The 21,677-nt window shown below is 60.5% G+C and carries 19 protein-coding genes; 12 read left to right on the top strand and 7 right to left on the bottom strand.

Going from position 1 to position 21,677, the window contains the following annotated elements; genetic code table 11:
• Nucleotides 1–61: 61 nt before the first annotated feature.
• On the bottom strand, nt 62–532 hold the full coding sequence (gene ybaK / locus PF1751_RS05565) for a Cys-tRNA(Pro) deacylase (protein WP_010212749.1): 471 nt from the start codon (nt 530–532) through the stop codon (nt 62–64).
• 327 nt (nt 533–859) lie between these two features.
• Between ybaK and PF1751_RS05560 the strand changes: the two genes are divergently transcribed.
• The 11 genes from PF1751_RS05560 (at nt 860) to PF1751_RS05510 (ending at nt 13,296) form a co-directional block, all read left to right on the top strand.
• Nucleotides 860–1,717: an MIP/aquaporin family protein gene (locus PF1751_RS05560; protein WP_010212751.1), complete on the top strand. Its 858-nt coding sequence runs from the start codon at nt 860–862 to the stop codon at nt 1,715–1,717.
• A 78-nt stretch (nt 1,718–1,795) separates the two neighbouring features.
• Complete coding sequence (glpK, locus tag PF1751_RS05555; protein WP_010212752.1) at nt 1,796–3,301, top strand: glycerol kinase GlpK; 1,506 nt, start codon at nt 1,796–1,798, stop codon at nt 3,299–3,301.
• A gap of 83 nt (nt 3,302–3,384) precedes the next feature.
• A complete protein-coding gene (locus tag PF1751_RS05550; protein ID WP_010212755.1) occupies nt 3,385–4,140 on the top strand; it encodes a DeoR/GlpR family transcriptional regulator in 756 nt (251 codons plus the stop codon).
• 299 nt (nt 4,141–4,439) lie between these two features.
• Complete coding sequence (glpD, locus tag PF1751_RS05545) at nt 4,440–5,978, top strand: glycerol-3-phosphate dehydrogenase (protein ID WP_010212758.1); 1,539 nt, start codon at nt 4,440–4,442, stop codon at nt 5,976–5,978.
• Nucleotides 5,979–6,283: 305 nt separating this feature from the next.
• Nucleotides 6,284–7,210 (top strand): glutamate/aspartate ABC transporter substrate-binding protein, encoded by a 927-nt coding sequence (locus PF1751_RS05540; protein WP_010212760.1) that lies wholly within the window; start codon nt 6,284–6,286, stop codon nt 7,208–7,210.
• A 193-nt stretch (nt 7,211–7,403) separates the two neighbouring features.
• Nucleotides 7,404–8,150 (top strand): amino acid ABC transporter permease, encoded by a 747-nt coding sequence (locus PF1751_RS05535; RefSeq protein WP_010212762.1) that lies wholly within the window; start codon nt 7,404–7,406, stop codon nt 8,148–8,150.
• A complete protein-coding gene (locus PF1751_RS05530; protein ID WP_010212763.1) occupies nt 8,150–8,821 on the top strand; it encodes an amino acid ABC transporter permease in 672 nt (223 codons plus the stop codon). The genes PF1751_RS05535 and PF1751_RS05530 overlap by 1 nt, the downstream gene beginning before the upstream one ends.
• Nucleotides 8,818–9,552: an amino acid ABC transporter ATP-binding protein gene (locus PF1751_RS05525; protein ID WP_010212765.1), complete on the top strand. Its 735-nt coding sequence runs from the start codon at nt 8,818–8,820 to the stop codon at nt 9,550–9,552. Before PF1751_RS05530 ends, PF1751_RS05525 begins: the two co-directional genes overlap by 4 nt.
• Before the next feature lie 158 nt (nt 9,553–9,710).
• Nucleotides 9,711–11,612, top strand: a complete 1,902-nt coding sequence (gene aauS / locus PF1751_RS05520; RefSeq protein WP_044286703.1) for a two-component sensor histidine kinase AauS — start codon at nt 9,711–9,713, stop codon at nt 11,610–11,612.
• The gene (gene aauR, locus PF1751_RS05515) at nt 11,609–12,958 is read left to right on the top strand and encodes a two-component response regulator AauR (RefSeq protein WP_010212769.1); all 1,350 of its coding nucleotides are present in this window, start codon (nt 11,609–11,611) and stop codon (nt 12,956–12,958) included. Before aauS ends, aauR begins: the two co-directional genes overlap by 4 nt.
• A gap of 8 nt (nt 12,959–12,966) precedes the next feature.
• Nucleotides 12,967–13,296, top strand: coding sequence for a GlpM family protein (locus PF1751_RS05510; protein ID WP_193387814.1), 330 nt, complete (start codon nt 12,967–12,969; stop codon nt 13,294–13,296).
• Nucleotides 13,297–13,330: 34 nt separating this feature from the next.
• Here PF1751_RS05510 and PF1751_RS05505 read toward each other — a convergent pair whose 3' ends face one another.
• From PF1751_RS05505 to PF1751_RS05480, 6 genes are read right to left on the bottom strand one after another with little or no spacing between them, the layout of a single operon-like run.
• Nucleotides 13,331–14,728 carry a sigma-54-dependent transcriptional regulator gene (locus tag PF1751_RS05505; protein WP_010212772.1) on the bottom strand — a complete coding sequence of 466 codons (1,398 nt, stop codon included), beginning with the start codon at nt 14,726–14,728 and terminating at the stop codon, nt 13,331–13,333.
• Entirely contained in the window at nt 14,718–16,487 is a 1,770-nt protein-coding gene (locus tag PF1751_RS05500; RefSeq protein ID WP_010212774.1) for a sensor histidine kinase, read from the bottom strand. Before PF1751_RS05500 ends, PF1751_RS05505 begins: the two co-directional genes overlap by 11 nt.
• The gene (locus PF1751_RS05495) at nt 16,487–17,611 is read right to left on the bottom strand and encodes a GNAT family N-acetyltransferase (RefSeq protein WP_010212776.1); all 1,125 of its coding nucleotides are present in this window, start codon (nt 17,609–17,611) and stop codon (nt 16,487–16,489) included. The genes PF1751_RS05500 and PF1751_RS05495 overlap by 1 nt, the downstream gene beginning before the upstream one ends.
• Nucleotides 17,612–17,642: 31 nt before the next feature.
• On the bottom strand, nt 17,643–18,593 hold the full coding sequence (locus PF1751_RS05490) for an alpha/beta hydrolase (RefSeq protein WP_044286701.1): 951 nt from the start codon (nt 18,591–18,593) through the stop codon (nt 17,643–17,645).
• Nucleotides 18,590–19,984 carry an aspartate aminotransferase family protein gene (locus tag PF1751_RS05485; RefSeq protein ID WP_044286700.1) on the bottom strand — a complete coding sequence of 465 codons (1,395 nt, stop codon included), beginning with the start codon at nt 19,982–19,984 and terminating at the stop codon, nt 18,590–18,592. Before PF1751_RS05485 ends, PF1751_RS05490 begins: the two co-directional genes overlap by 4 nt.
• Nucleotides 19,977–20,678, bottom strand: coding sequence for an MtnX-like HAD-IB family phosphatase (locus tag PF1751_RS05480; RefSeq protein WP_021492535.1), 702 nt, complete (start codon nt 20,676–20,678; stop codon nt 19,977–19,979). Before PF1751_RS05480 ends, PF1751_RS05485 begins: the two co-directional genes overlap by 8 nt.
• 228 nt (nt 20,679–20,906) lie before the next feature.
• On the opposite strand from PF1751_RS05480, the gene PF1751_RS05475 reads away from it, so the two are divergent.
• A complete protein-coding gene (locus tag PF1751_RS05475; RefSeq protein ID WP_010212785.1) occupies nt 20,907–21,677 on the top strand; it encodes a MipA/OmpV family protein in 771 nt (256 codons plus the stop codon).

Raw genomic sequence — 21,677 nt, 5'->3', positions numbered from 1 at the left:
TACACCGCATTCGCGAGCAAGCCCGCTCCCACATTTTCATTTCATGCGTTTCAAACGAGATTCAGGCCCGGCCAATCGGCGCGAATTTGGCCTGGGTATGTTCAGCCAACACCGCCGCCGGCAACTCCACTTCCAACCCTCGCCTCCCCGCACTGACAAAAATCGTCGCAAACGGCTCAGCCGTCACATCGATAAACGTGCGCAATCGCTTCTTCTGCCCCAACGGACTGATGCCGCCCAACAGGTAACCGGTTGAACGCTGCGCTGCCGCCGGGTCGGCCATTTCGACTTTCTTGACGCCCGCAGCGTGAGCCAGGGCCTTCAGATCCAGACTTCCGACGACCGGCACCACCGCCACCAACAATTCGCCCTTCTCGCTGCTCGCCAACAAGGTCTTGAACACCTGCGCCGGGTCGAGCCCCAACTTTTCCGCGGCCTCCAGCCCATAGGAAGCCGCCTTCGGGTCGTGTTCATAACTGTGGATACGATGTTCGGCGCGAACTTTTTTCAACAGGTCCAATGCGGGGGTCATGACGTCTCCGGGCGTGGCAAACAGATGGCCAATTCTAGGCCAAGCCCACGCAAAACGCTCTAGTCCGCCCACTCTTAAGGTGCAGGCACCTTGTGGCAAGTGTGATCATTCACCAGACCAATAGTTTGAAAGTGACTGGCGGTTCACTTTCGACCTTTGACAGCCGTCATTCTTGTCTATATTTTTTCGTTTCCGAATACTGTAGGAATACACCTGCAGCACCGAAGCAGTAAGCCGTGACCGGGATGGGGATCCTTGCCACGGTGAAAATCGCGCAACAATCCGTTGAGGTTGTGCGCCAGACAAGAACAACAACTGAGGTTTTCCATGACAACTGCTCTTCAACAACCTTCACTTTCGAGCCAATGCATGGCCGAATTTCTGGGGACTGCGCTTCTGATCTTCTTCGGTACAGGATGTGTCGCTGCGCTCAAGGTCGCGGGTGCCAGCTTTGGCTTGTGGGAGATCAGTATCATCTGGGGGGTCGGCGTCAGCATGGCGATCTACCTGAGCGCCGGGATTTCCGGGGCCCACCTTAACCCCGCCGTCAGTATTGCCCTGTGTATTTTCGCTGACTTCGACAAGCGCAAACTGCCCTTCTATATCCTTGCCCAGATTGCCGGCGCCTTCTGCTCGGCGGCCTTGGTGTACACGCTCTACAGCAACCTGTTTTTCGATTACGAACAAACCCACCACATGGTCCGCGGCTCCCAGGCCAGCCTGGAGTTGGCGTCGGTGTTCTCTACTTACCCCCATGCACTGCTGAGCACCGCCCAGGCGTTCCTGGTGGAAATGGTCATCACTGCCATCCTGATGGGCGTGATCATGGCCCTGACCGACGACAACAACGGCCTGCCCCGCGGCCCGCTGGCCCCGCTGCTGATCGGCCTGCTGATCGCGGTGATCGGCAGCGCCATGGGCCCGTTGACAGGCTTTGCGATGAACCCCGCGCGGGATTTCGGGCCCAAGCTGATGACCTTTTTCGCGGGCTGGGGTGAAATGGCCTTTACCGGTGGCCGCGATATTCCTTACTTCCTGGTGCCGATTTTCGCGCCGATCGTTGGCGCATGCCTCGGTGCTGCAGCCTATCGCGGGCTGATTGCCCGTCATCTGCCGAGCGCCGCACCTGCTATAGATGAAGAAACACCTGACACGGCTGTCAACGGCAAGACCCGTATTTCCTGATAGCGCCAGCCTGGACGCACCTGCCCTTTTTGCGGCCCAGGCTGATTACCGATTTTCTTATTTTCCAAGGCATTCGACATGACCGATATTCAGAATAAGAACTACATCATCGCCCTTGACCAAGGCACCACCAGTTCCCGGGCGATCATCTTTGATCGTGACGCCAACGTGGTCTGCACTGCCCAGCGTGAATTCGCCCAGCATTACCCACAAGCAGGCTGGGTCGAACATGACCCGATGGAAATCTTCGCCACCCAGAGCGCCGTGATGGTCGAAGCCCTGGCCCAGGCCGGCCTGCACCATGATCAGGTCGCGGCCATCGGCATCACCAACCAGCGTGAAACCACCGTGGTGTGGGATAAGGTCACCGGTCGCCCGATCTACAACGCGATCGTCTGGCAGTGCCGCCGCAGCACCGAGATCTGCCAGCAGCTCAAGCGCGATGGCCACGAGCAGTACATCAGCGACACCACCGGTCTGGTTACCGACCCTTACTTCTCCGGCACCAAGCTCAAGTGGATCCTCGACAACGTCGAAGGCAGCCGCGAGCGTGCGCGCAACGGCGAACTGCTGTTCGGCACCGTCGACAGCTGGCTGATCTGGAAATTTACCGGCGGCAAGACCCACGTCACCGACTACACCAACGCCTCGCGCACCATGCTCTTCAACATCCACACCCTGGAGTGGGATGCGAAGATGCTGGAAATCCTCGACATCCCGCGCGAGATGTTGCCGGAAGTGAAGTCTTCCTCCGAAATCTACGGCCGCACCAAAAGCGGCATTGCCATCGGCGGTATCGCCGGTGACCAGCAGGCCGCGCTGTTCGGCCAGATGTGCGTCGAAGCCGGCCAAGCCAAGAACACCTACGGCACCGGCTGCTTCCTGTTGATGAACACCGGCGACAAAGCGGTTAAATCCAAGCACGGCATGCTCACTACCATTGCTTGCGGCCCGCGTGGCGAAGTGGCCTACGCTCTGGAAGGCGCCGTGTTCAATGGTGGTTCCACCGTGCAGTGGCTGCGTGATGAGTTGAAAATCATCAACGACGCCCACGACACCGAATATTTCGCGGGCAAGGTCAAGGACAGCAACGGCGTGTACCTGGTGCCCGCCTTCACCGGCCTGGGCGCCCCGTACTGGGACCCCTACGCCCGTGGCGCACTGTTCGGTCTGACCCGTGGCGTACGCGTGGACCACATTATTCGTGCAGCCCTGGAGTCGATTGCCTACCAGACCCGCGATGTACTCGACGCCATGCAACAGGATTCGGGCGAACGCCTCAAAGCCCTGCGCGTGGACGGCGGCGCAGTGGCCAACAACTTCCTGATGCAATTCCAGGCCGACATCCTCGGCACCCAGGTCGAGCGCCCGCAAATGCGCGAGACCACCGCACTGGGCGCGGCCTACCTGGCAGGCCTGGCGTGCGGCTTCTGGGGCAGCCTGGAAGAGTTGCGCGGCAAGGCCGTTATCGAGCGCGAATTCGAACCGCAGTTGGACGAAGCGGCCAAAGAGAAGCTCTATGCCGGCTGGCAAAAAGCAGTCAGCCGCACCCGTGACTGGGAGCCCCACGAAGGGGCTGAATAAGCCAACATCCGGTTGTAACTGGCAGGGAGCGGATTCCTGCGTCATCATGGGCCACTTTTGTATGGCAGCCCAAAGGACGCCCCATGAATCTGCCTCCCCGCCAACAACAAATCCTCGAGTTGGTCCGCGAACGCGGTTACGTCAGCATCGAGGAAATGGCGCAGCTGTTCGTTGTCACCCCGCAAACCATCCGCCGCGATATCAACCAGCTGGCGGATGCCAATCTGCTGCGCCGCTACCACGGTGGCGCGGCCTATGACTCCAGTGTCGAGAACACTGCGTACGCCATGCGTGCTGACCAGATGCGCGACGAGAAACAGCGTATTGGCGAAGCGATTGCCGCGCAGATCCCCGATCACGCCTCGCTGTTCATCAATATCGGTACCACCACCGAATCCATCGCCCGTGCGTTGCTCAACCACAATCACCTGAAAATCATCACCAACAACCTCAACGTCGCCACCATGCTCAGCGCCAAGGACGACTTCGACGTGCTGCTGACCGGCGGTAACGTGCGCCGTGACGGCGGCGTGGTGGGCCAGGCGAGTGTCGACTTCATCAACCAGTTCAAGGTCGACTTTGCTCTGGTGGGCATCAGTGGTATCGATGAAGACGGCAGCCTGCTGGATTTCGACTACCAGGAAGTGCGGGTTTCCCAGGCGATCATCGCCAATGCGCGTCAGGTGATCCTGGCGGCAGACTCCAGCAAATTCGGGCGCAATGCCATGATTCGACTGGGCCCGATCAGCCTGGTGGATTGCCTGGTGACCGATCAACAGCCGGTGCCGGCGTTGGTGCAGTTATTGAATCAGCACAAGGTTCGGTTGGAAGTGGTTTAAACACTGGATATCTCTGGCGCCTGTACCGCCGCCTTCGCGAGCAAGCCCGCTCCCACATTTGACCGGATTCTCATGCTGGAACTCGGTCAATGTGGGAGCGGGCTTGCTCGCGAAGGCTATCTATCCCCCCATTTCCTCAAGCCTGTCCCCGGCTCATGTTCACAAATTTTCCTTTTCCCGCCCTTCGATGAGTTTTTTCAATCGAAGTCGGCTGGCTGCGCGCGCGTTTATCAGCTACCATTTTCGCAAATGAACATTAATGTTCGAATTCCAAGACAAAAAAATCGCGAGGCCAGCCGATGAACCCTTCCACCTTGCCTGCTCCACCGCTTGCCGAAGTCTATGACGTTGCCGTTATCGGCGGCGGGATCAATGGCGTCGGCATTGCAGCGGACGCAGCCGGTCGCGGTTTGTCGGTATTCCTTTGCGAAAAGGACGACCTGGCCAGCCACACCTCATCCGCCAGCAGCAAGCTGATCCACGGCGGCCTGCGCTACCTCGAACATTATGAATTCCGCCTGGTGCGCGAAGCGCTGGCCGAACGTGAAGTGCTGCTGGCCAAGGCCCCGCACATCGTCAAGCAGATGCGCTTCGTGTTGCCGCATCGCCCACACCTGCGTCCGGCATGGATGATCCGCGCCGGCCTGTTCCTCTACGACAACCTCGGCAAGCGCGAAAAACTTGAGGGTTCCAAAAGCCTGAAGTTCGGCCCCGACAGCCCGCTGAAAAGCGAAATCACCAAGGGCTTCGAATACTCCGACTGCTGGGTCGATGACGCCCGCCTCGTCGTGCTGAACGCCATGGCCGCCCGTGAAAAAGGGGCGCACATCCACACCCAGACCCGCTGCATCAGCGCACACCGCAGCAACGGCATGTGGGAAATGAACATGGAACGCGCCGATGGCAGCCTGTTCTCAATCCGTGCCCGCGCACTGGTGAACGCCGCCGGCCCATGGGTCGCCAAGTTCATCAAGGACGATCTGAAGCTGGATTCGCCTTACGGCATCCGCCTGATCCAGGGCAGCCACCTGATCGTACCGAAACTGTACGAAGGCGCCCACGCGCACATCCTGCAGAACGAAGACCAACGCATCGTCTTCACCATTCCGTACCTGAACCACTTGACCATCATCGGCACCACCGACCGCGAATACACCGGTGACCCAGCAAAAGTGGCGATCACCGAAGGTGAAACGGACTATATGCTCAAGGTGGTCAACGCGCACTTCAAGAAACAACTGAGCCGCGACGACATCGTCCACACTTACTCCGGCGTGCGTCCACTGTGCAACGACGAATCGGACAACCCGTCGGCCATTACCCGCGACTACACCCTGGCACTGTCCGGCGGCACAGGCGAAGCGCCGATCCTGTCGGTGTTTGGCGGCAAGTTGACCACGTATCGCAAGCTTGCCGAATCGGCGATGGCGCAGTTGGCACCGTATTTCACTCAGATGCGCCCAAGCTGGACCGCCAAGGCCAGCCTGCCTGGCGGCGAAGACATGACCACGCCAGAGGCCCTGGCCGAGGCCATTCGCAGCAAATTCGACTGGGTGCCAAGTGAGATCGCGCGCCGCTGGTCCACCACCTACGGCAGCCGCACCTGGCGCTTGCTGGAAGGCGTGCAGTCGTTGGCGGACCTGGGCGAACACCTGGGCGGTGGCCTCTATACCCGTGAGGTTGATTACCTGTGCGCTGAGGAATGGGCGACCCAGCCTCAGGACGTGCTGTGGCGCCGCACCAAGCTGGGTCTGTTCACCACGCCGGCAGAACAGGCCAACGTGCAGCGCTACTTGTCGACCGTTGAGCAGAATCGCAGCAAGATCGAAGCCGCCTGACGGATCGCTACTATAAAAAGCCCCTGCGCTGAAAGGCTCAGGGGCTTTTTTTCGCATTCGGTTTTCCGAACGTCACAGTGCCATCTATTCGGTTTGCCGGACCTCAGTCCTGAAAAAACATCGTCACACAAACTTAATCACCCTATAAATCATAGAGTTAACCTTTTATCTCGGGCCTGGCACGACTCATGCTCTACACTCTTGGACGATTGCCTGGAACGCTTCAGGAGCCGTCACGGGCATTCGCTGTACAAGAGAGCCGTTTAGCCGGCTTCATAAAAAAAACAAATGTCGAGGAAGTATTGATGCGCATCGTTCCCCATATTCTGGGCGCAGCTATCGCTGCTGCTCTGATCAGCACTCCAGTTTTCGCCGCCGAACTCACCGGCACGCTGAAAAAGATCAACGACTCCGGCACCATCACTCTCGCTCACCGCGACAGCTCCATTCCGTTTTCCTACATCGCGGATGGTTCGGGCAAACCCGTGGGCTACTCCCACGACATTCAGTTGGCCGTCGTCGAGCAACTGAAAAAAGACCTGAACAAACCCGACTTGAAAGCCAAGTACAACCTGGTCACTTCACAAACCCGTATTCCGCTGATCCAGAACGGCACCGCGGACCTCGAGTGCGGCTCCACCACCAACAACGCCGAACGCGCCCAGCAAGTTGATTTCACCGTCAACATCTTCGAAATCGGCACCCGTCTGCTGGTCAAGAAAGACAAGGATGGCAAGCCGTCCTACGCTGACTTTGCCGACCTGAAAGGCAAGAACGTCGTGACCACCGCCGGCACCACGTCCGAGCGCATCATCAAAGCGATGAACGCCGACAAGCAAATGGGCATGAACGTCATCTCCGCCAAAGACCATGGCGAATCCTTCCAGATGCTGGAAAGCGGCCGCGCCGTTGCCTTCATGATGGACGACGCCCTGCTGGCCGGTGAAGAAGCCAAGGCCAAGAAGCCGGACGACTGGGTCATCACCGGTACTCCGCAGTCCTTCGAAGCCTACGCATGCATGGTGCGTAAAGACGACCCGGCCTTCAAGAAAGCGGTCGATGACGCCATCGTTGCCCTGTACAAATCCGGCGAAATCAACAAGATCTACAGCAAGTGGTTCGAGAGCCCGATCCCACCAAAAGGCCTGAACCTGAACTTCCCGATGAGCGACAAGGTGAAGGAACTGATCGCCAACCCAAGCGACAAGCCAGCGCCTGACGTAAAAATCTGATACCTGACTAAGCTTATCTCCTGAGGGAGCCAACCCTCCCTCAGGCGTCTGTTACTACCTGCTGGCTTTAATTGGAACACTCGACCTGGCGGTTTTCGAGCCGATCGTGTGTGCCTGGCGTTCACCGTCAGGCGGGAAAGGATCTTCCCCAAGCGGGTGCTTGTACATCGATCGATTTCGAGGGGAGACCCTAATGAATTACAACTGGGACTGGGGCGTGTTCTTCAAGTCCACTGGCGTGGGCAGCGAGACTTATCTCGACTGGTACATCGCCGGCTTGGGCTGGACCATCGCCATCGCTGTCGTGGCATGGATTATCGCCTTGCTGCTGGGGTCCATTCTGGGCGTCATGCGCACCGTGCCAAACCGCATCGTATCGGGCATCGCGACCTGCTACGTGGAACTGTTTCGTAACGTGCCGTTGCTGGTGCAGCTGTTCATCTGGTACTTCCTGGTACCCGACATGCTGCCGCAGAACCTGCAGGACTGGTACAAACAAGACCTCAACCCGACCACCTCGGCCTACCTGAGCGTTGTCGTGTGCCTGGGCCTGTTCACCGCCGCCCGTGTGTGTGAGCAGGTGCGTACCGGTATCCAGGCGCTGCCACGCGGCCAGGAATCCGCCGCGCGCGCCATGGGCTTCAAGCTGCCGCAGATCTATTGGAACGTGCTGCTGCCGCAGGCCTACCGAATCATCATTCCACCGCTCACCTCGGAATTCCTCAACGTCTTCAAGAACTCCTCCGTGGCGTCCTTGATCGGCCTGATGGAACTGCTGGCGCAAACCAAACAGACCGCCGAGTTCTCGGCCAACCTGTTTGAAGCCTTCACCCTGGCCACGCTGATCTATTTCACCCTGAACATGAGCCTGATGCTGCTCATGCGCCTGGTCGAGAAGAAAGTCGCAGTGCCCGGCCTGATCTCCGTGGGGGGTAAATAATGGACTTCGATTTCAGCGGCATCATCCCCGCTATCCCAGGCCTGTGGAACGGCATGGTCATGACCTTGCAGTTGATGGTCATGGGGGTAGTCGGCGGCATTGCGCTGGGTACGGTCCTGGCGCTGATGCGCCTGTCGTCCAGCAAACTGCTGTCCCGCGTGGCCGGCGCTTATGTGAACTACTTCCGCTCGATCCCGCTGCTGCTGGTGATCACCTGGTTTTACCTGGCGGTGCCGTTCGTATTGCGCTGGATCACCGGCGAAGACACCCCGATCGGTGCGTTCACCTCCTGCGTCGTGGCCTTCATGATGTTCGAAGCCGCGTACTTCTGCGAGATCGTACGGGCCGGCGTGCAGTCGATCCCCAAAGGCCAGATGGCAGCAGCACAGGCCATGGGCATGACCTACGGCCAGACCATGCGCCTGATCATCCTGCCCCAGGCGTTCCGCAAGATGACCCCGTTGCTGCTGCAACAGTCGATCATCCTGTTCCAGGACACCTCGCTGGTCTACACCGTGGGCCTGGTGGACTTCCTCAACTCCGCCCGCTCCAACGGCGACATCATCGGCCGCTCCAATGAGTTCTTGATCTTCGCCGGTGTCGTCTACTTCATCATCAGCTTTTCCGCCTCGCTGCTGGTCAAGCGTCTGCAAAAAAGGTTTGCCGTATGATCTCTATCAAGAATATCAACAAGTGGTATGGCGACTTCCAGGTGCTGACCGATTGCAGCACCGATGTCAAAAAAGGCGAAGTGATCGTGGTGTGCGGGCCGTCGGGCTCGGGTAAGTCCACCCTGATCAAGTGCGTCAATGCGCTGGAACCGTTCCAGAAGGGCGACATCGTGGTCGACGGCACCTCCATCGCCGACCCGAAGACCAACCTGCCGCAGCTGCGTTCGCGCGTGGGCATGGTGTTCCAGCACTTCGAACTGTTCCCGCACCTGACCATCACCGAGAACCTGACCATCGCGCAGATCAAGGTACTCGGTCGCAGCAAGGAAGAAGCGACCAAGAAAGGCCTGCAACTGCTTGAGCGTGTGGGCCTGTCGGCACACGCCCACAAGCACCCGGGCCAGCTTTCCGGCGGCCAGCAACAACGTGTGGCAATTGCCCGCGCCCTGGCCATGGACCCGATCGTCATGCTGTTCGACGAACCGACCTCGGCCCTCGATCCGGAAATGGTCAACGAAGTACTCGACGTAATGGTGCAGCTGGCCCAAGAAGGCATGACCATGATGTGCGTGACCCACGAAATGGGCTTCGCCCGCAAAGTGGCCGACCGCGTGATCTTCATGGACGCCGGCAAGATCATCGAAGACTGCCCGAAAGAAGAGTTTTTCGGCGACATCAGCGCCCGCTCCGAACGCGCGCAGCACTTCCTTGAGAAAATCCTGCAGCACTAAAAAAGCCACAGCTTGCTCCTCCTGTAGGAGCGAGCTTGCTCGCGAAAAAGGCAACGATGACGCGCACATCCTGGATGAACGCGATGCCCTTGGTTTTTTCGCGAGCAAGCTCGCTCCTACAGGAAGGGGTGAGCGGTAGCTGACCCAAGGCATCTGTGATGAAATGCGACCCCAACCAATTTCGCGCCGCACCGCCATCACTTGCCGTGAAACCACGCCTGATCCGCCAACTGTTCCTGCCGCCGTTGATCATCGCCCTGATGATCGGCCTGGGTTATATCGGCTTCTGGGTCAGCGAGTACTACGGCATCCGCACCCTCAGCGACACTGGCGAACGCCAGCTGGAGCTGCATGCCCGCACCGTCGAAAGCGAACTGAGCAAATACACCTACTTGCCCAGCCTGTTGGAACTGGAGTCCAGCGTCTCCGCGCTGCTGGCCGACCCCAATCAGGAAACCCGCAAGACCGTCAACGATTACCTCGAAGGCCTGAACCGACGCAGTCGCAGCCGGGCCATCTACGTGATGGACACCACCGGCCGCGTGCTGGCCACCAGTAACTGGCGCGATGCCGACAGTTACCAGGGTGAAGACCTGTCCTTCCGCGCCTATTTCCAGAACGCCGTGCGTGGCCAGCCTGGCCGTTTCTACGGCATCGGCAGCACCAACGGCGAACCCGGCTACTACTTGGCCCACGGTCTGGAAGAGCATGGCAAGATCATCGGCGTCGCCGTGGTCAAGGTGCGCCTCGAAGCCCTGGAGGAACGCTGGCAACGCGCGCGCCTCGAAGCCTTTGTGAGCGACGAGAACGGCATCATCATCCTCTCCAGCGACCCGGCCCGCCGCCTCAAGGCTGTGCGTCCGCTGAGCGATGACGTCAAGGAACGCCTGGCCCACAGCCTGCAATACTACTGGGCGACGTTGAACGAGCTGGAACCCCTGGCCCGCGAGCGCCTCAACGAAGGTACCGAGAAACTGACCTTCCCGGCCAACAGCGAAGTGGTGAACGACGAGCACGAAGTCAGCTACCTGGCGCAAACCCGCCCGCTGAATGACACACCGTGGAGTTTCACCCTGCTCACCCCGCTCAACGACCTGCGCCGTGCGGCGATCAACCAAGGCATTTTGGTGGCCGTCGCGTTTGGCCTGGTGGCGTTTTTGCTGATTGCCTGGAACGAGCGACGCAAAGTCATCGCCACCCGCCTCGCCGCGCGGGAAGCCCTGCAGGAAGCCAACAGCCAGCTGGAACGACGGATTGCCGAACGCACCGCCGACCTGCGCGCCAGCAACGAACGGCTCAAGGGCCAGATCCGCGAACGGCGCCAGGCCGAGGAGACGCTGCGCCGCGCCCAGGATGAACTGGTGCAGGCCGGCAAGCTGGCGGCCATCGGCCAGATGTCGACCAGCATCGCCCACGAATTGAACCAGCCCCTGGCAGCCCTGCGCACCCTGTCCGGCAACACCGTACGCTTCCTGGAGCGCGGCGCCCTGGACACCGCCAGTGCCAACCTCAAAACCATCAACGAACTGATCGACCGCATGGGTCGCATCACCGCCAGCCTGCGCTCCTTCGCCCGGCGCGGCGATGACCAGGGCGAAGCCAGCCTGGCCAAAGCGGTAGACGCGGCTTTCCAAGTACTCGGCGCACGCATGGACAGCCTACCGCTGACCCTGCACCGCGACTTTTCCCACGCGCAATTGCAAATCGACCAGACGCGCCTGGAGCAGATCCTGGTCAACCTGATCGGCAATGCCCTCGACGCTATGCAGGCTCAGCCGGCTCCCGAGCTGTGGCTGGAAGGCAGCAGCGCCGACGGTAAATACCGCCTGCACGTGCGCGACAATGGCCACGGTATCGACCCGGAGGCGCGCAAGCATTTGTTTGAACCGTTCTTCACCACCAAGCCCGGCGAGCAAGGCCTGGGCCTGGGCCTGACCCTCTCCGCCAGCCTGGCGGCGGCCACCGGCGGCAACCTTGCCGTGGAACACCCGGCCAGTGGTGGAACGGCCTTTGTCTTGTGCCTGCCGTTGGCGGGCGCTCAAAAAGCTGAGTCGACATGAATACAGACGCTAAAGCCATTAAAGACGAGCTCACGGTGCTGATCGTCGAAGACGACCCCCATGTACTGCTCGGCTGCCAGCAGGCCCTGGCCCTGGAAGACATTCCCAGTGTCGGCGTAGGCAGCGCTGAAGAGGCGTTGAAGCGCATCGGCGAGAACTTCGCCGGCATTGTGATCAGCGACATCCGCTTGCCCGGCATTGACGGCCTGGAGCTGCTCACCCGTCTCAAGGCTTTGGATAAAAGCTTGCCGGTGGTGCTGATCACCGGGCACGGCGACATCTCCATGGCCGTCGGCGCCATGCGCAACGGCGCCTATGACTTCATGGAAAAACCCTTCTCCCCCGAACGCCTGGTGGACGTGGCCCGCCGCGCCCTTGAACAGCGCGGACTGGCGAGGGAAGTCTGGTCGCTGCGCCGCCAATTGGCTGAGCGCGATTCGCTGGAAGGCCGCATCATCGGCCGCTCACCGGCCATGCAGAACCTGCGCGAGCTGATCGCCAACGTGGCCGACACCTCGGCCAACGTGCTGATCGAAGGCGAGACTGGCACCGGCAAGGAACTGGTTGCGCGCTGCCTGCATGATTTCAGCCGGCGTCATGCTCACCAGTTCGTCGCGCTGAACTGCGGCGGCCTACCGGAGAACCTGTTCGAAAGCGAGATTTTCGGTCACGAAGCCAATGCCTTCACCGGCGCCGGCAAACGTCGTATCGGTAAGATCGAACACGCCCACGAAGGCACGCTGTTCCTCGATGAAGTGGAAAGCATGCCGATCAACCTGCAGATCAAGCTACTGCGAGTTTTGCAGGAGCGTACCCTGGAACGCCTGGGGTCGAACCAGAGCGTGGCGGTGGATTGCCGGGTGATCGCCGCCACCAAGTCTGACCTCGATGAACTGAGCCGTGCCAATCAGTTCCGCAGCGACCTGTACTATCGCCTCAACGTGGTGACCCTGGAGCTGCCGCCGTTGCGCGAGCGCCGCGAAGACATCCTGCAGCTGTTCGAACATTTCCTTCAGCAGTCGTCGCTGCGTTTTGACCGCAGTGTGCCGGAGCTGGACAACCAGACCCTGTCGAGCCTGATGAGCCACGACTGGCCGGGCAACGTGCGTGAACTGCGCAACGTCGCCGAACGCTTCGCCCTCGGCCTGCCGGCCTTCAAGAAAAGCGGCACCAGCAGCGGCAGCCAAGGCCTGGCTTTCACCGAGGCAGTGGAAGCGTTCGAACGCAACCTGCTCAACGACGCCTTGCAACGCAGCGGCGGCAACCTGACCCAGGCCAGTCAGGAACTGGGGATGGCCAAGACCACGCTGTTCGATAAAGTCAAAAAATACGGGTTGAGCCACTGATGGATCTGGTGTTGAAGGCCGCTCTTGGCGCGGGGGTGGTGTTGATTCTGGCCGCGCTGGCCAAGACCAAAAACTACTACATCGCTGGTTTGGTGCCGCTGTTTCCGACCTTTGCGTTGATCGCCCATTACATCGTCGGCAAGGGCCGCTCGGTGGAGGATTTGAAGACCACGATCCTGTTCGGGATGTGGTCGATCATTCCGTATTTTGTGTATTTGGCGACGTTGTATGTGGTGGTGGATCGGATGCGGTTGGAGGCGTCGCTGGCCGTGGCGGCTGTCGCCTGGTTGATGGCGGCAACCGTGTTAGTGAGCATCTGGGTACGCGTTCATACCTGACACACCACATTTGAATTGAGGTGTGCCGGAAAGATCAGCGGACTATTTTGTCGACCTGAATGCCCAGCTTCTTGAGGCGGTACCAGAAGCTGCGCTCCGAAATCCCGATCTTCGCCGCCGCCGCCGCTTGCACGCCATTGCTCTCCTGCAACGCCGCAAGTATGTAGGCCTTTTCCACTTCCGCCAGTGCCGCATCCAGGTCTTGGGGAATGCCCGGCCCGTCGCTGAGGATCGCCGTCACGTCGCCCTGGTTCGGTTTGGACGCAAACAGGTAGCCCGGCAAGTCGATGTCTTCGATCACCGGCGACGCCGCCACAATGGTCGCGCGCTCTACGCAGTTCTGCAGTTCACGGATATTGCCTGGCCAGTGGTAGGCCGCCATGGCCTGCAACGCTTCAGCACTGAAACCGGTGATGCGTTTACCGGCAGTGGCGCTGAGGGTCTGGGCGAAGTGACGGGCCAGGGGCGCGATGTCTTCCACCCGTTCGCGCAATGACGGCAAGGGAATCGGGAACACGTTGAGGCGGTAGTACAGGTCTTCGCGAAATTCCTTGTTGGCCACCGCGTCCAGCAGGTTCTTGTTGGTCGCGGCGATCACTCGCACATCCACCTTGCGCTCGCGGGGATCGCCCACCGGTTCGATCACCCGCTCCTGCAACGCGCGCAGGATCTTGGCCTGCAACGCCAGGGGCATGTCGCCCACTTCATCGAGAAACAGCGTGCCTTTGTCGGCCTGTTGGAAGCGCCCTACCCGGTCAGCCACGGCACCGGTGAACGCGCCTTTGCGGTGGCCGAACATTTCGCTTTCCAGCAGCCCTTCCGGGATGGCCGCGCAATTGACCGCCACGAAGGGTTTGTCGGCACGGCTGCCATGTTTGTGAATGGCGCGGGCGACCATTTCCTTGCCGGTGCCGCTTTCGCCGGTCAGCAGGATGGTGGCGCTGCTGTCGCGCACCGAGTCCACGGCTTGCAGCACTTTGCGAAACGCCGGGCTGTCGCCTACCAGGCTGTCGAATTGCGCGTGCTCGTCCAGCTCGGCACGCAGGCGTGCGTTGTCGCGCATGATGTCGCGAAACTGCAGGGCCTTGGCCACGGTGATGTCCAGCTCGTCGATGTCGAACGGCTTGGCGATGTAGTCGTAGGCGCCGTTGCGCATCGACTGCACAGCGTTCTTCACCGTGCTGTAGGCGGTCATCACGATCACCGGCACATGGGGGTAGCGCACCTTGATCTCGGCCAGCAGCGCCGGACCGTCCATGCCCGGCATGCGCCAGTCGCTGATCACCAGGTCGATGTCTTCCTGTTCCAGCACCTTGAGCGCATGCAGGCCGTTGCCGGCGATGAACACCTGCACATCGTTCTGCCCCAGGGCCGATGCCAGCAAGTCGCAGAGCTTGGGTTCGTCGTCGACTACCAGAATGTTATGCGTCATGACTGTCCTCGTCGTCTTCGCCACTCGCCGGAATGTACAGGCTGAAGGTGGCGCCGGCATCTTTTTCACTGGCACATTCGATGCTGCCGTCGTGACTTTCCATGATCGAATAGACTTTAGCCAGGCCCAGGCCGGTGCCGGAGGCCTTGGTGGTAACGAAAGGCGTGAAGATGCGCTCGATCATGTCCGCCGGAATACCCTGGCCGGTGTCGGCGATGCTGATCACCGTGTTCTCGCCGTCCGCGCGAATCCCCAGGGTCAGGCGCCCGCCTTCGGGCATCGCGTCGATGGCGTTGAGAATCAGGTTGAGGCACGCCTGCTTGAGCTGTTTGGCATCTGCGTAGATCGTCGCTCCCGGCGCCTGGTCGTCGATCTGCGCATCGATAGTATGCGTGGCCAGCTCCGGGGCGCAGAAGCCGAGGATTTCCTCGACCAACGGGCGCGCCGGCAGCAATACGCGCAACGGCGGGTTGGGCTTGGCAAAGTCGAGGAATTCGGTAATCAGGTCGTTGATACGGCTGACTTCACTGATCACGTATTCCAGGTGGCGCTTGTCGGTGTCCGCCAGATCGGCGCGGCGGTGCAGCAACTGCGTTGCCGTCTTGATGATGCCCAGCGGGTTGCGGATCTCGTGGGCCAGGCCCATGGCGACTTCACCCAGGGCATGCAGGCGATCACGTCGACGCAGCTGCGCTTCAAGGTGATGCAACTCACCCAGGCGCTCGGTCATATGGTTGAAGGTACTGCTCAACTGCGCCAGTTCATCACCACCGCTGACCACCACGCGGTGCGCGTAGTCGCCGGAAATCACCGCGCTCACACCCTGGGACAGGTCCCGCAGCGGCTTGGTCAAACGTCGCGACACCAATACCCCGGCAGCCAGCGACAAGGCCGAGCTGAGCAGGAAGATCAACACAAACAGATTGCTCTGGTTTACCAGCCCCACCAGGCTGGTGTGGCGCAGCAAGCCACTGAAGATCACACCTTGCAGGTCACCGGCATCGTTGAAGATCGGCCAGTACAACCCGCTGTAGTTGTTGGTGAACTGCTCGCTGGGCTGCCTGGTGGCGCGCATCGCGGTTTCGACGCTCTTGGGGATGCGCGAAGGGTGATCCTCAAAACGTTGGGTCGAGAAAATCTCAGAGAAACCTTCGGGGTTCGCCAGGTACAGGCGCAGGTCGAGGGAATGCACGTCGGCCACGCTGGTGAGGAAACTGCTGTCCAGGTAAGTCCCGACCAGCAGCTCGTAATCGACGCCGTCCTGGGAGGTCTCGAAAGTCGAGACCACGATGCCGGTGGACGCGCCCCCTACCTGCACAGTCTGCAACACCGTATTTTTGGCCAGGCTGATCTGCTTGACGATGTCGGATGCCGCGGTGCTGAACACGATTTTTTGGTCACTGGTGCGAATCAACGCCACCACATCAATATCGGTGGCATCGGCAATGTCGGCGGTCAGCCGGTCGTGTTTGGCCGCTTGCTTGCTCGCAGGCGGGCTGGTGTAGCGCAAAAACAATTTAGCCATGCGTGCGTTGTCATGAAGGATATCGCCGATCTCGTCCTTGACGATCTTGGTCGACTCTTGCAGCCAGATGCGCACGTTGCTGTCGAAGATCTGCGACAGCGTGGTGGCCGCCAGTTCGGCGGCGATCATGGTGGGAATCACACTGACCAACCAGAACGCCAGCACCAGCTTGCGCTGGACGCTCCAACGCGAAATGGCAAAGGGGCGGGCTTTCTGGCGGGTCTTGGTGATCATCAGGTTTCGCTTATCGCAGCAGCCATGGCAGGGTCGGAACGATCCGGTCGAATAAACAGTTTTACAAGCTTGAGCAGGCCGTTGACCAGCCGGTTGCGGTGGCGGAAAAACACGCTGTTGCCTTGGAACTCGCAGCCCAGGCGTAGCTTACTGGCATACCCGGCCTGGCCGCACTCATACACGGCAATATTGTGTTGAATACAGTAGTCGACGTTGGTCAGCCAGCTACGGAAGTACAGGTTGTAGTCGCGAGTGAACTCAACGTCATGCCCGAAAAACTTGTCCACCAGTCGGTGTTCGTCCACCAGGATCAGGTTGAACGCCACCAGTTGCTCGTCCACCCAGTAAAGAACACAGACCGCGCGCTCATCAAGGCGTTCGAGCACACCGGTGAAGTAGCCGGCGGGCAGCCGCTCGAACTGCAACTCGGCACGCGTCAGCGTAGCCTCGTACAGGCGCATGACCTGCGGCAGCACGTCGTCGATATTGCGCCGCCATTCCACCCGTGGCCCCGGCGCGCGCAGTTTGCGGCGCAGGTCCTTGCGCGTGGATTTTCCCAAGGAGCCCAAGTAAGCGTCCACCGAGCCGTACGGCAGCGGCAATACCCCCGTGGGCAAGCTCGGCATGCTCTGGAAGCCAGCAGCCCGGCAACTTTCGACCCAATCCGGGTCTTTGCTCGGCGCATCCTTGACCGCCACCAGGCCGATACCAAAGTCATCGGCATCCTGGCGCGCGGCTGCCAGCAGGTGTTTGAGCAACAGCGGTCGGCGCCCATCCGCCACGCCACTGGCAAAACCGACGTCGCAACGCTCAGCCACCGGGGAACCGAGGGCATACAGCCCCAATTGCAATAGCCCCGGCCACAAGCGCTCGACACGCTCGGTCACGCGCTTGCCGGCGCCCGACACCGTCGTGTCGAGGCGATAATGGGTGATGAACGCCGCCGCCACAGCCGCCAGCGTTCCATCTTCGTAAACCGCCAGGTAACGCCACTGGAAATCTTCGATGGCGGCGTTCTCCACGGCGACGTAATAGTCCCAATCCTCCAGGGCACCCGCAAAACAGTCGTTCCAGGCACTGCGCTGGATGGCCCGAATAGTCGGGAAGGCTTGGGTGGTGATCACAGGTTTCCCTTATTTCTGGGGTGAGCGCCGATCAAACGTGGGAGCTGTCGAGCTCCGGCGAGGCTGCGATGGCATCACCTCGGTGCATTTGAAAGACCGAGGCGCCTGCATCGCTGCCTCGCTGAAGTCCCACCTCGACCTGCATGGGTTTGAGGCCCGCGTGCTGCTCGACGAAGTCGGCACTCAACTCGATCACGCGGCGGTATTGCAGGTCGACGGTGATCATGTGGTAGCAGTTGTCCAACAGGATCTTGGTCACGGGCCCGCCCAGATGGCGCTCCACATAGTCCGCGTTCCAACGGCTGGTGATGTCGTCCTCGATGGAGTGCAACACCAGCGCCGGCACGTTGATCTGCGGCATGCGCTTCTTGACCACAGCGTTCATCCGGTGCAATTCGCGCACGGTGATGCCCTCCATGGTCAACAACCCCGCCTCGCTGCTCTCGCCTTCCTTCATCTGCCGCTCGACGATGCCGCGCAGGCGCTCGTTCTTGATGCCGTACGGCGGCTTCTCTTCGAAGCGGCAGAGATGCACGCCGAAGGGGATTTTCATCAACAACGGCGTGAGGAATGCCAGCTTGTTGATGCTCCAACCGTCGTACTTCAAGGTGGTGGAATACATCAGCAGCCCGGCGACTTGCCCAGGGTGCTCGGCGGCCACATACATCGACATCACCGCGCCCATGGACAAGCCACCGACAAACACCTGTTCATGGCGCTGCTTCACGCCCGCGAAGGTCTTGCGCACGCCTTCGTACCAGTCTCGCCAGCCGGTGGCTTGCAGGTCGCTGTTGTCACCGCAATGCCCGGCCAGGGTGGGCACGTACACCGTGCAGTTGCCCACCTTGACCAGGCCCTTGGCGACCTGGCGCAACTCCGTCGGGGTGCCGGTCAGGCCGTGGATCAACAGGATCCCGACCGGACCATCACCGAGAACGAAACCGGCATCACCCTCACCGAGGTCGATCTCTACTGTGTTCACCGGTTGGTCGCTCGCACCAGCAGTTGCTCAAGCAGCTTCAGGCCCAGTTCGATTTCCGGGTAGCTGATTTCCAGGGACGGTGCCAGGGTGATCACGTTTTTGTAGTAACCGCCCACGTCGAGGATCAGACCCAGCTTCTGACCGTCCACCACCATGTCGCCCTTCATGCCTTCCTCGACCATGTAGTCCAGGGTCGCCTTGTCCGGTGTGAAGCCATCCGGGCCGCAGATTTCGCAGCGCAGGGCCAGGCCCAGGCCGTCGACGTCGCCGATGATCGGGAAGCGTTTCTGCAGGTCTTGCAGGCCGTCGAGGAAGAACTTGCCCTTGGCCATGACCATCGCGCCGTAGTCGACTTCGTTGGTCATCTTGAACATTTCCAAGCCTACCGCCGTGCCCAACGGGTTGGAGGCGAAGGTGGAGTGGGTCGAACCTGGCGGGAAGATCTTCGGGTTGATCAACTCTTCACGGGCCCAGATGCCGCCCAGTGGGTTGAGGCCGTTGGTCAGCGCCTTACCGAACACGATCACGTCCGGTTGCACGTCGAAGTGCTCGATCGACCACAGTTTGCCGGTGCGGTAGAAGCCCATCTGGATTTCGTCGGAGACCATCAGGATGCCGTGCTGATCCAGCACGTGCTTCAACTCACGGTAGAAGTTCATCGGCGGGATCACATAACCACCGGTGCCCTGGATCGGCTCGACGTAGAACGCAGCGTACTCACTCTGGCCGACTTTCGGGTCCCACACGCCGTTGTATTCGGTTTCGAACAGACGGGCGAACTGCTGCACGCAGTGGCTGCCGTATTCTTCCTTGGTCATGCCTTTAGGGCCACGGAAGTGGTACGGGAATGGGATGAACTGCGCGCGCTCGCCGAAGTGGCCATAGCGACGACGGTAGCGGTAACTGGACGTAATCGACGACGCGCCGAGGGTACGCCCGTGGTAGCCGCCCTCGAAGGCGAACATCAGGCTCTTGCCGTTGGTGGCGTTACGCACCACCTTCAGGGAGTCTTCGATGGACTGCGAACCGCCGACGTTGAAGTGCACGCGACCGTCGAGGCCGAACTTCTTCTTGGCGTCGACCGCGATCATTTCCGACAGCTCGATCTTGCCCTTGTGCAAGTACTGGCTGGCGATCTGCGGCAGGGTGTCGATCTGCTGCTTCAGCGCATTGTTCAGGCGTGGGTTGGCGTAGCCGAAGTTGACCGCCGAGTACCACATTTGCAGGTCGAGGTAGGCCTGGTCTTCGGTGTCCCACACGTAGGAGCCTTCGCAACGGCTGAAAATACGCGGCGGTTCGATGTAGTGGACGGTGTCGCCGTAGGAGCAGTATTTGGCTTCTTTATCCAGAAGGATCTGGTCTTCGGCGGTAGCGATACGGATATCAGACATGGTGGAAGAGTTCCTGATTGTCAGCAGCAGTAAAGGTGGTGGCGTTGGCGGCGAGGCTTTGTGGCAGTTGAGCCAGCAGCGCCGTCACTTCGGCAAAGGTGTCGAAGCGCGCATGAGGAATGTGGTTGGCGACGCAGTAGTCGGCGAGGCTGCCCTTGGCGAACACGAAGTCGGCAGTGGAGGCCACGCACATGTCGGACTTGCCGTCGCCGATCACCAGCACGCGCTTGTGGCGCGGGGTGGACTTGCACTTGCAGTTGCCGGAGGCGGCACGGCAGGCATCGCTGGAATACGGGAAGTCGATGCGCCAGCTGTTCTGATCGACCTGGCGCAGGCGGTTGGCGAGGATCGGCAGCAAGGTCACGTAGTTGCGCGACAGGATTCGCGCGATGCCCTGCTCGATGCCATCACTGACCACTTCGATGGACGCGCCCAGGCCGATCACGTGGTCGACGAAGTCCGGGAAGTCCGGGTCGATCTCGACGCTGTCGAAATACGCCAACAGTTCGGAGGGGGTCGCCTTGATCAGCGCCAGTTGGCGGCTCAGGCATTCGCGTGAACCGATATGCCCATCCAGCCATTCCTGTTCGATGGTTTCCCACTCGGGGCCGGCGAAGCGTTGGAGGACGTTGTCGATGACATCGGTGGGGGTGATGGTCCCGTCGAAGTCACACACGATATGCCATTGGATCATCGTTGTTTACCTTGGAAGAGCGCGCTGTGTGCGCTTGCAACAAGGGGTAGAGCAGGGAGTGTGCCAACTGGCGCAGGCCCAGCGGGGCTGGGGCTTTGCTCGGCATGGAGGGCGATTTGTGTCGTGGAAGCTACAATTTTTGTAGCTTGCTACAAACAAGATGAGTGCTTGCGCGAGGTCGACGCTTTGCGCGTTCATGCGCACGTAATCAATCAAGGAACAGTGACCATGTTGAGGATCACTTGCGCTGCACTGGCCGGTTTATTGGGCCTCTGGAGCGTTTCGAACGCGGCTCAGGCCGAGGGTATCACCGGCGAAGTCGGCGCAGGCGTCAGCTACCAGCCCCATGACCCTACCGGCAGCCGCTACGAAACGCGGCCCGTTCCCTATTTCGACTTGGACTGGGGCGATGTCAGCCTGAGTACCGACGACGGCCTGACCTGGAGCGCGTTGAACAGCAATGGCTTTACCGCCGGCCCGTATATCAATTATCTGCAGGGGCGCACCTCGAACGGCTCGCTGCAGGGGTTGCGTAATGTGTCGGACATGGCCGAGGTGGGCGGTTTTGTCCAATACGCACCGGCTGATTTCTGGCGGGTGTATGCACAGCTGGGCCAGGCCGTCGGCGGCGGCCACGCGCAGAGCGGCACGCTGGGCAAGGTCGGCGGCGAACTGGGCTACCCGCTGGGCAACGGGATCATCGGCAGCAGCGGGCTGGTGGCGCACTTCGCCGATGCCCGCCAAACCCAGACCTTTTTCGGCGTGGATGACAACGAGGCAGCCGCGTCGGGCTTTCGGCCGTACAACGCCAGCGGCGGCTTCCAGAACGTGACGCTGACCCAGAGTTTCGAGTTTCCCCTGGCTGCCAAATGGTCGTTGCTGACCAGCGCGAGCTGGGTGCATCTGGTGGGTTCGGCGGCGGACAGCAGCATCGTCCGGCAGACTGGCGACGTTAACCAGGGCCAGGTGCAGACGGCCATCAGCTATAAGTTCGATTAG

Source organism: Pseudomonas simiae (genome assembly GCF_000934565.1).
GTDB classification, from domain to species: domain Bacteria; phylum Pseudomonadota; class Gammaproteobacteria; order Pseudomonadales; family Pseudomonadaceae; genus Aquipseudomonas; species Aquipseudomonas simiae.
Note: the sequence above shows the minus strand (reverse complement) of the source record. Positions and strands in the feature narration are given on the sequence as shown.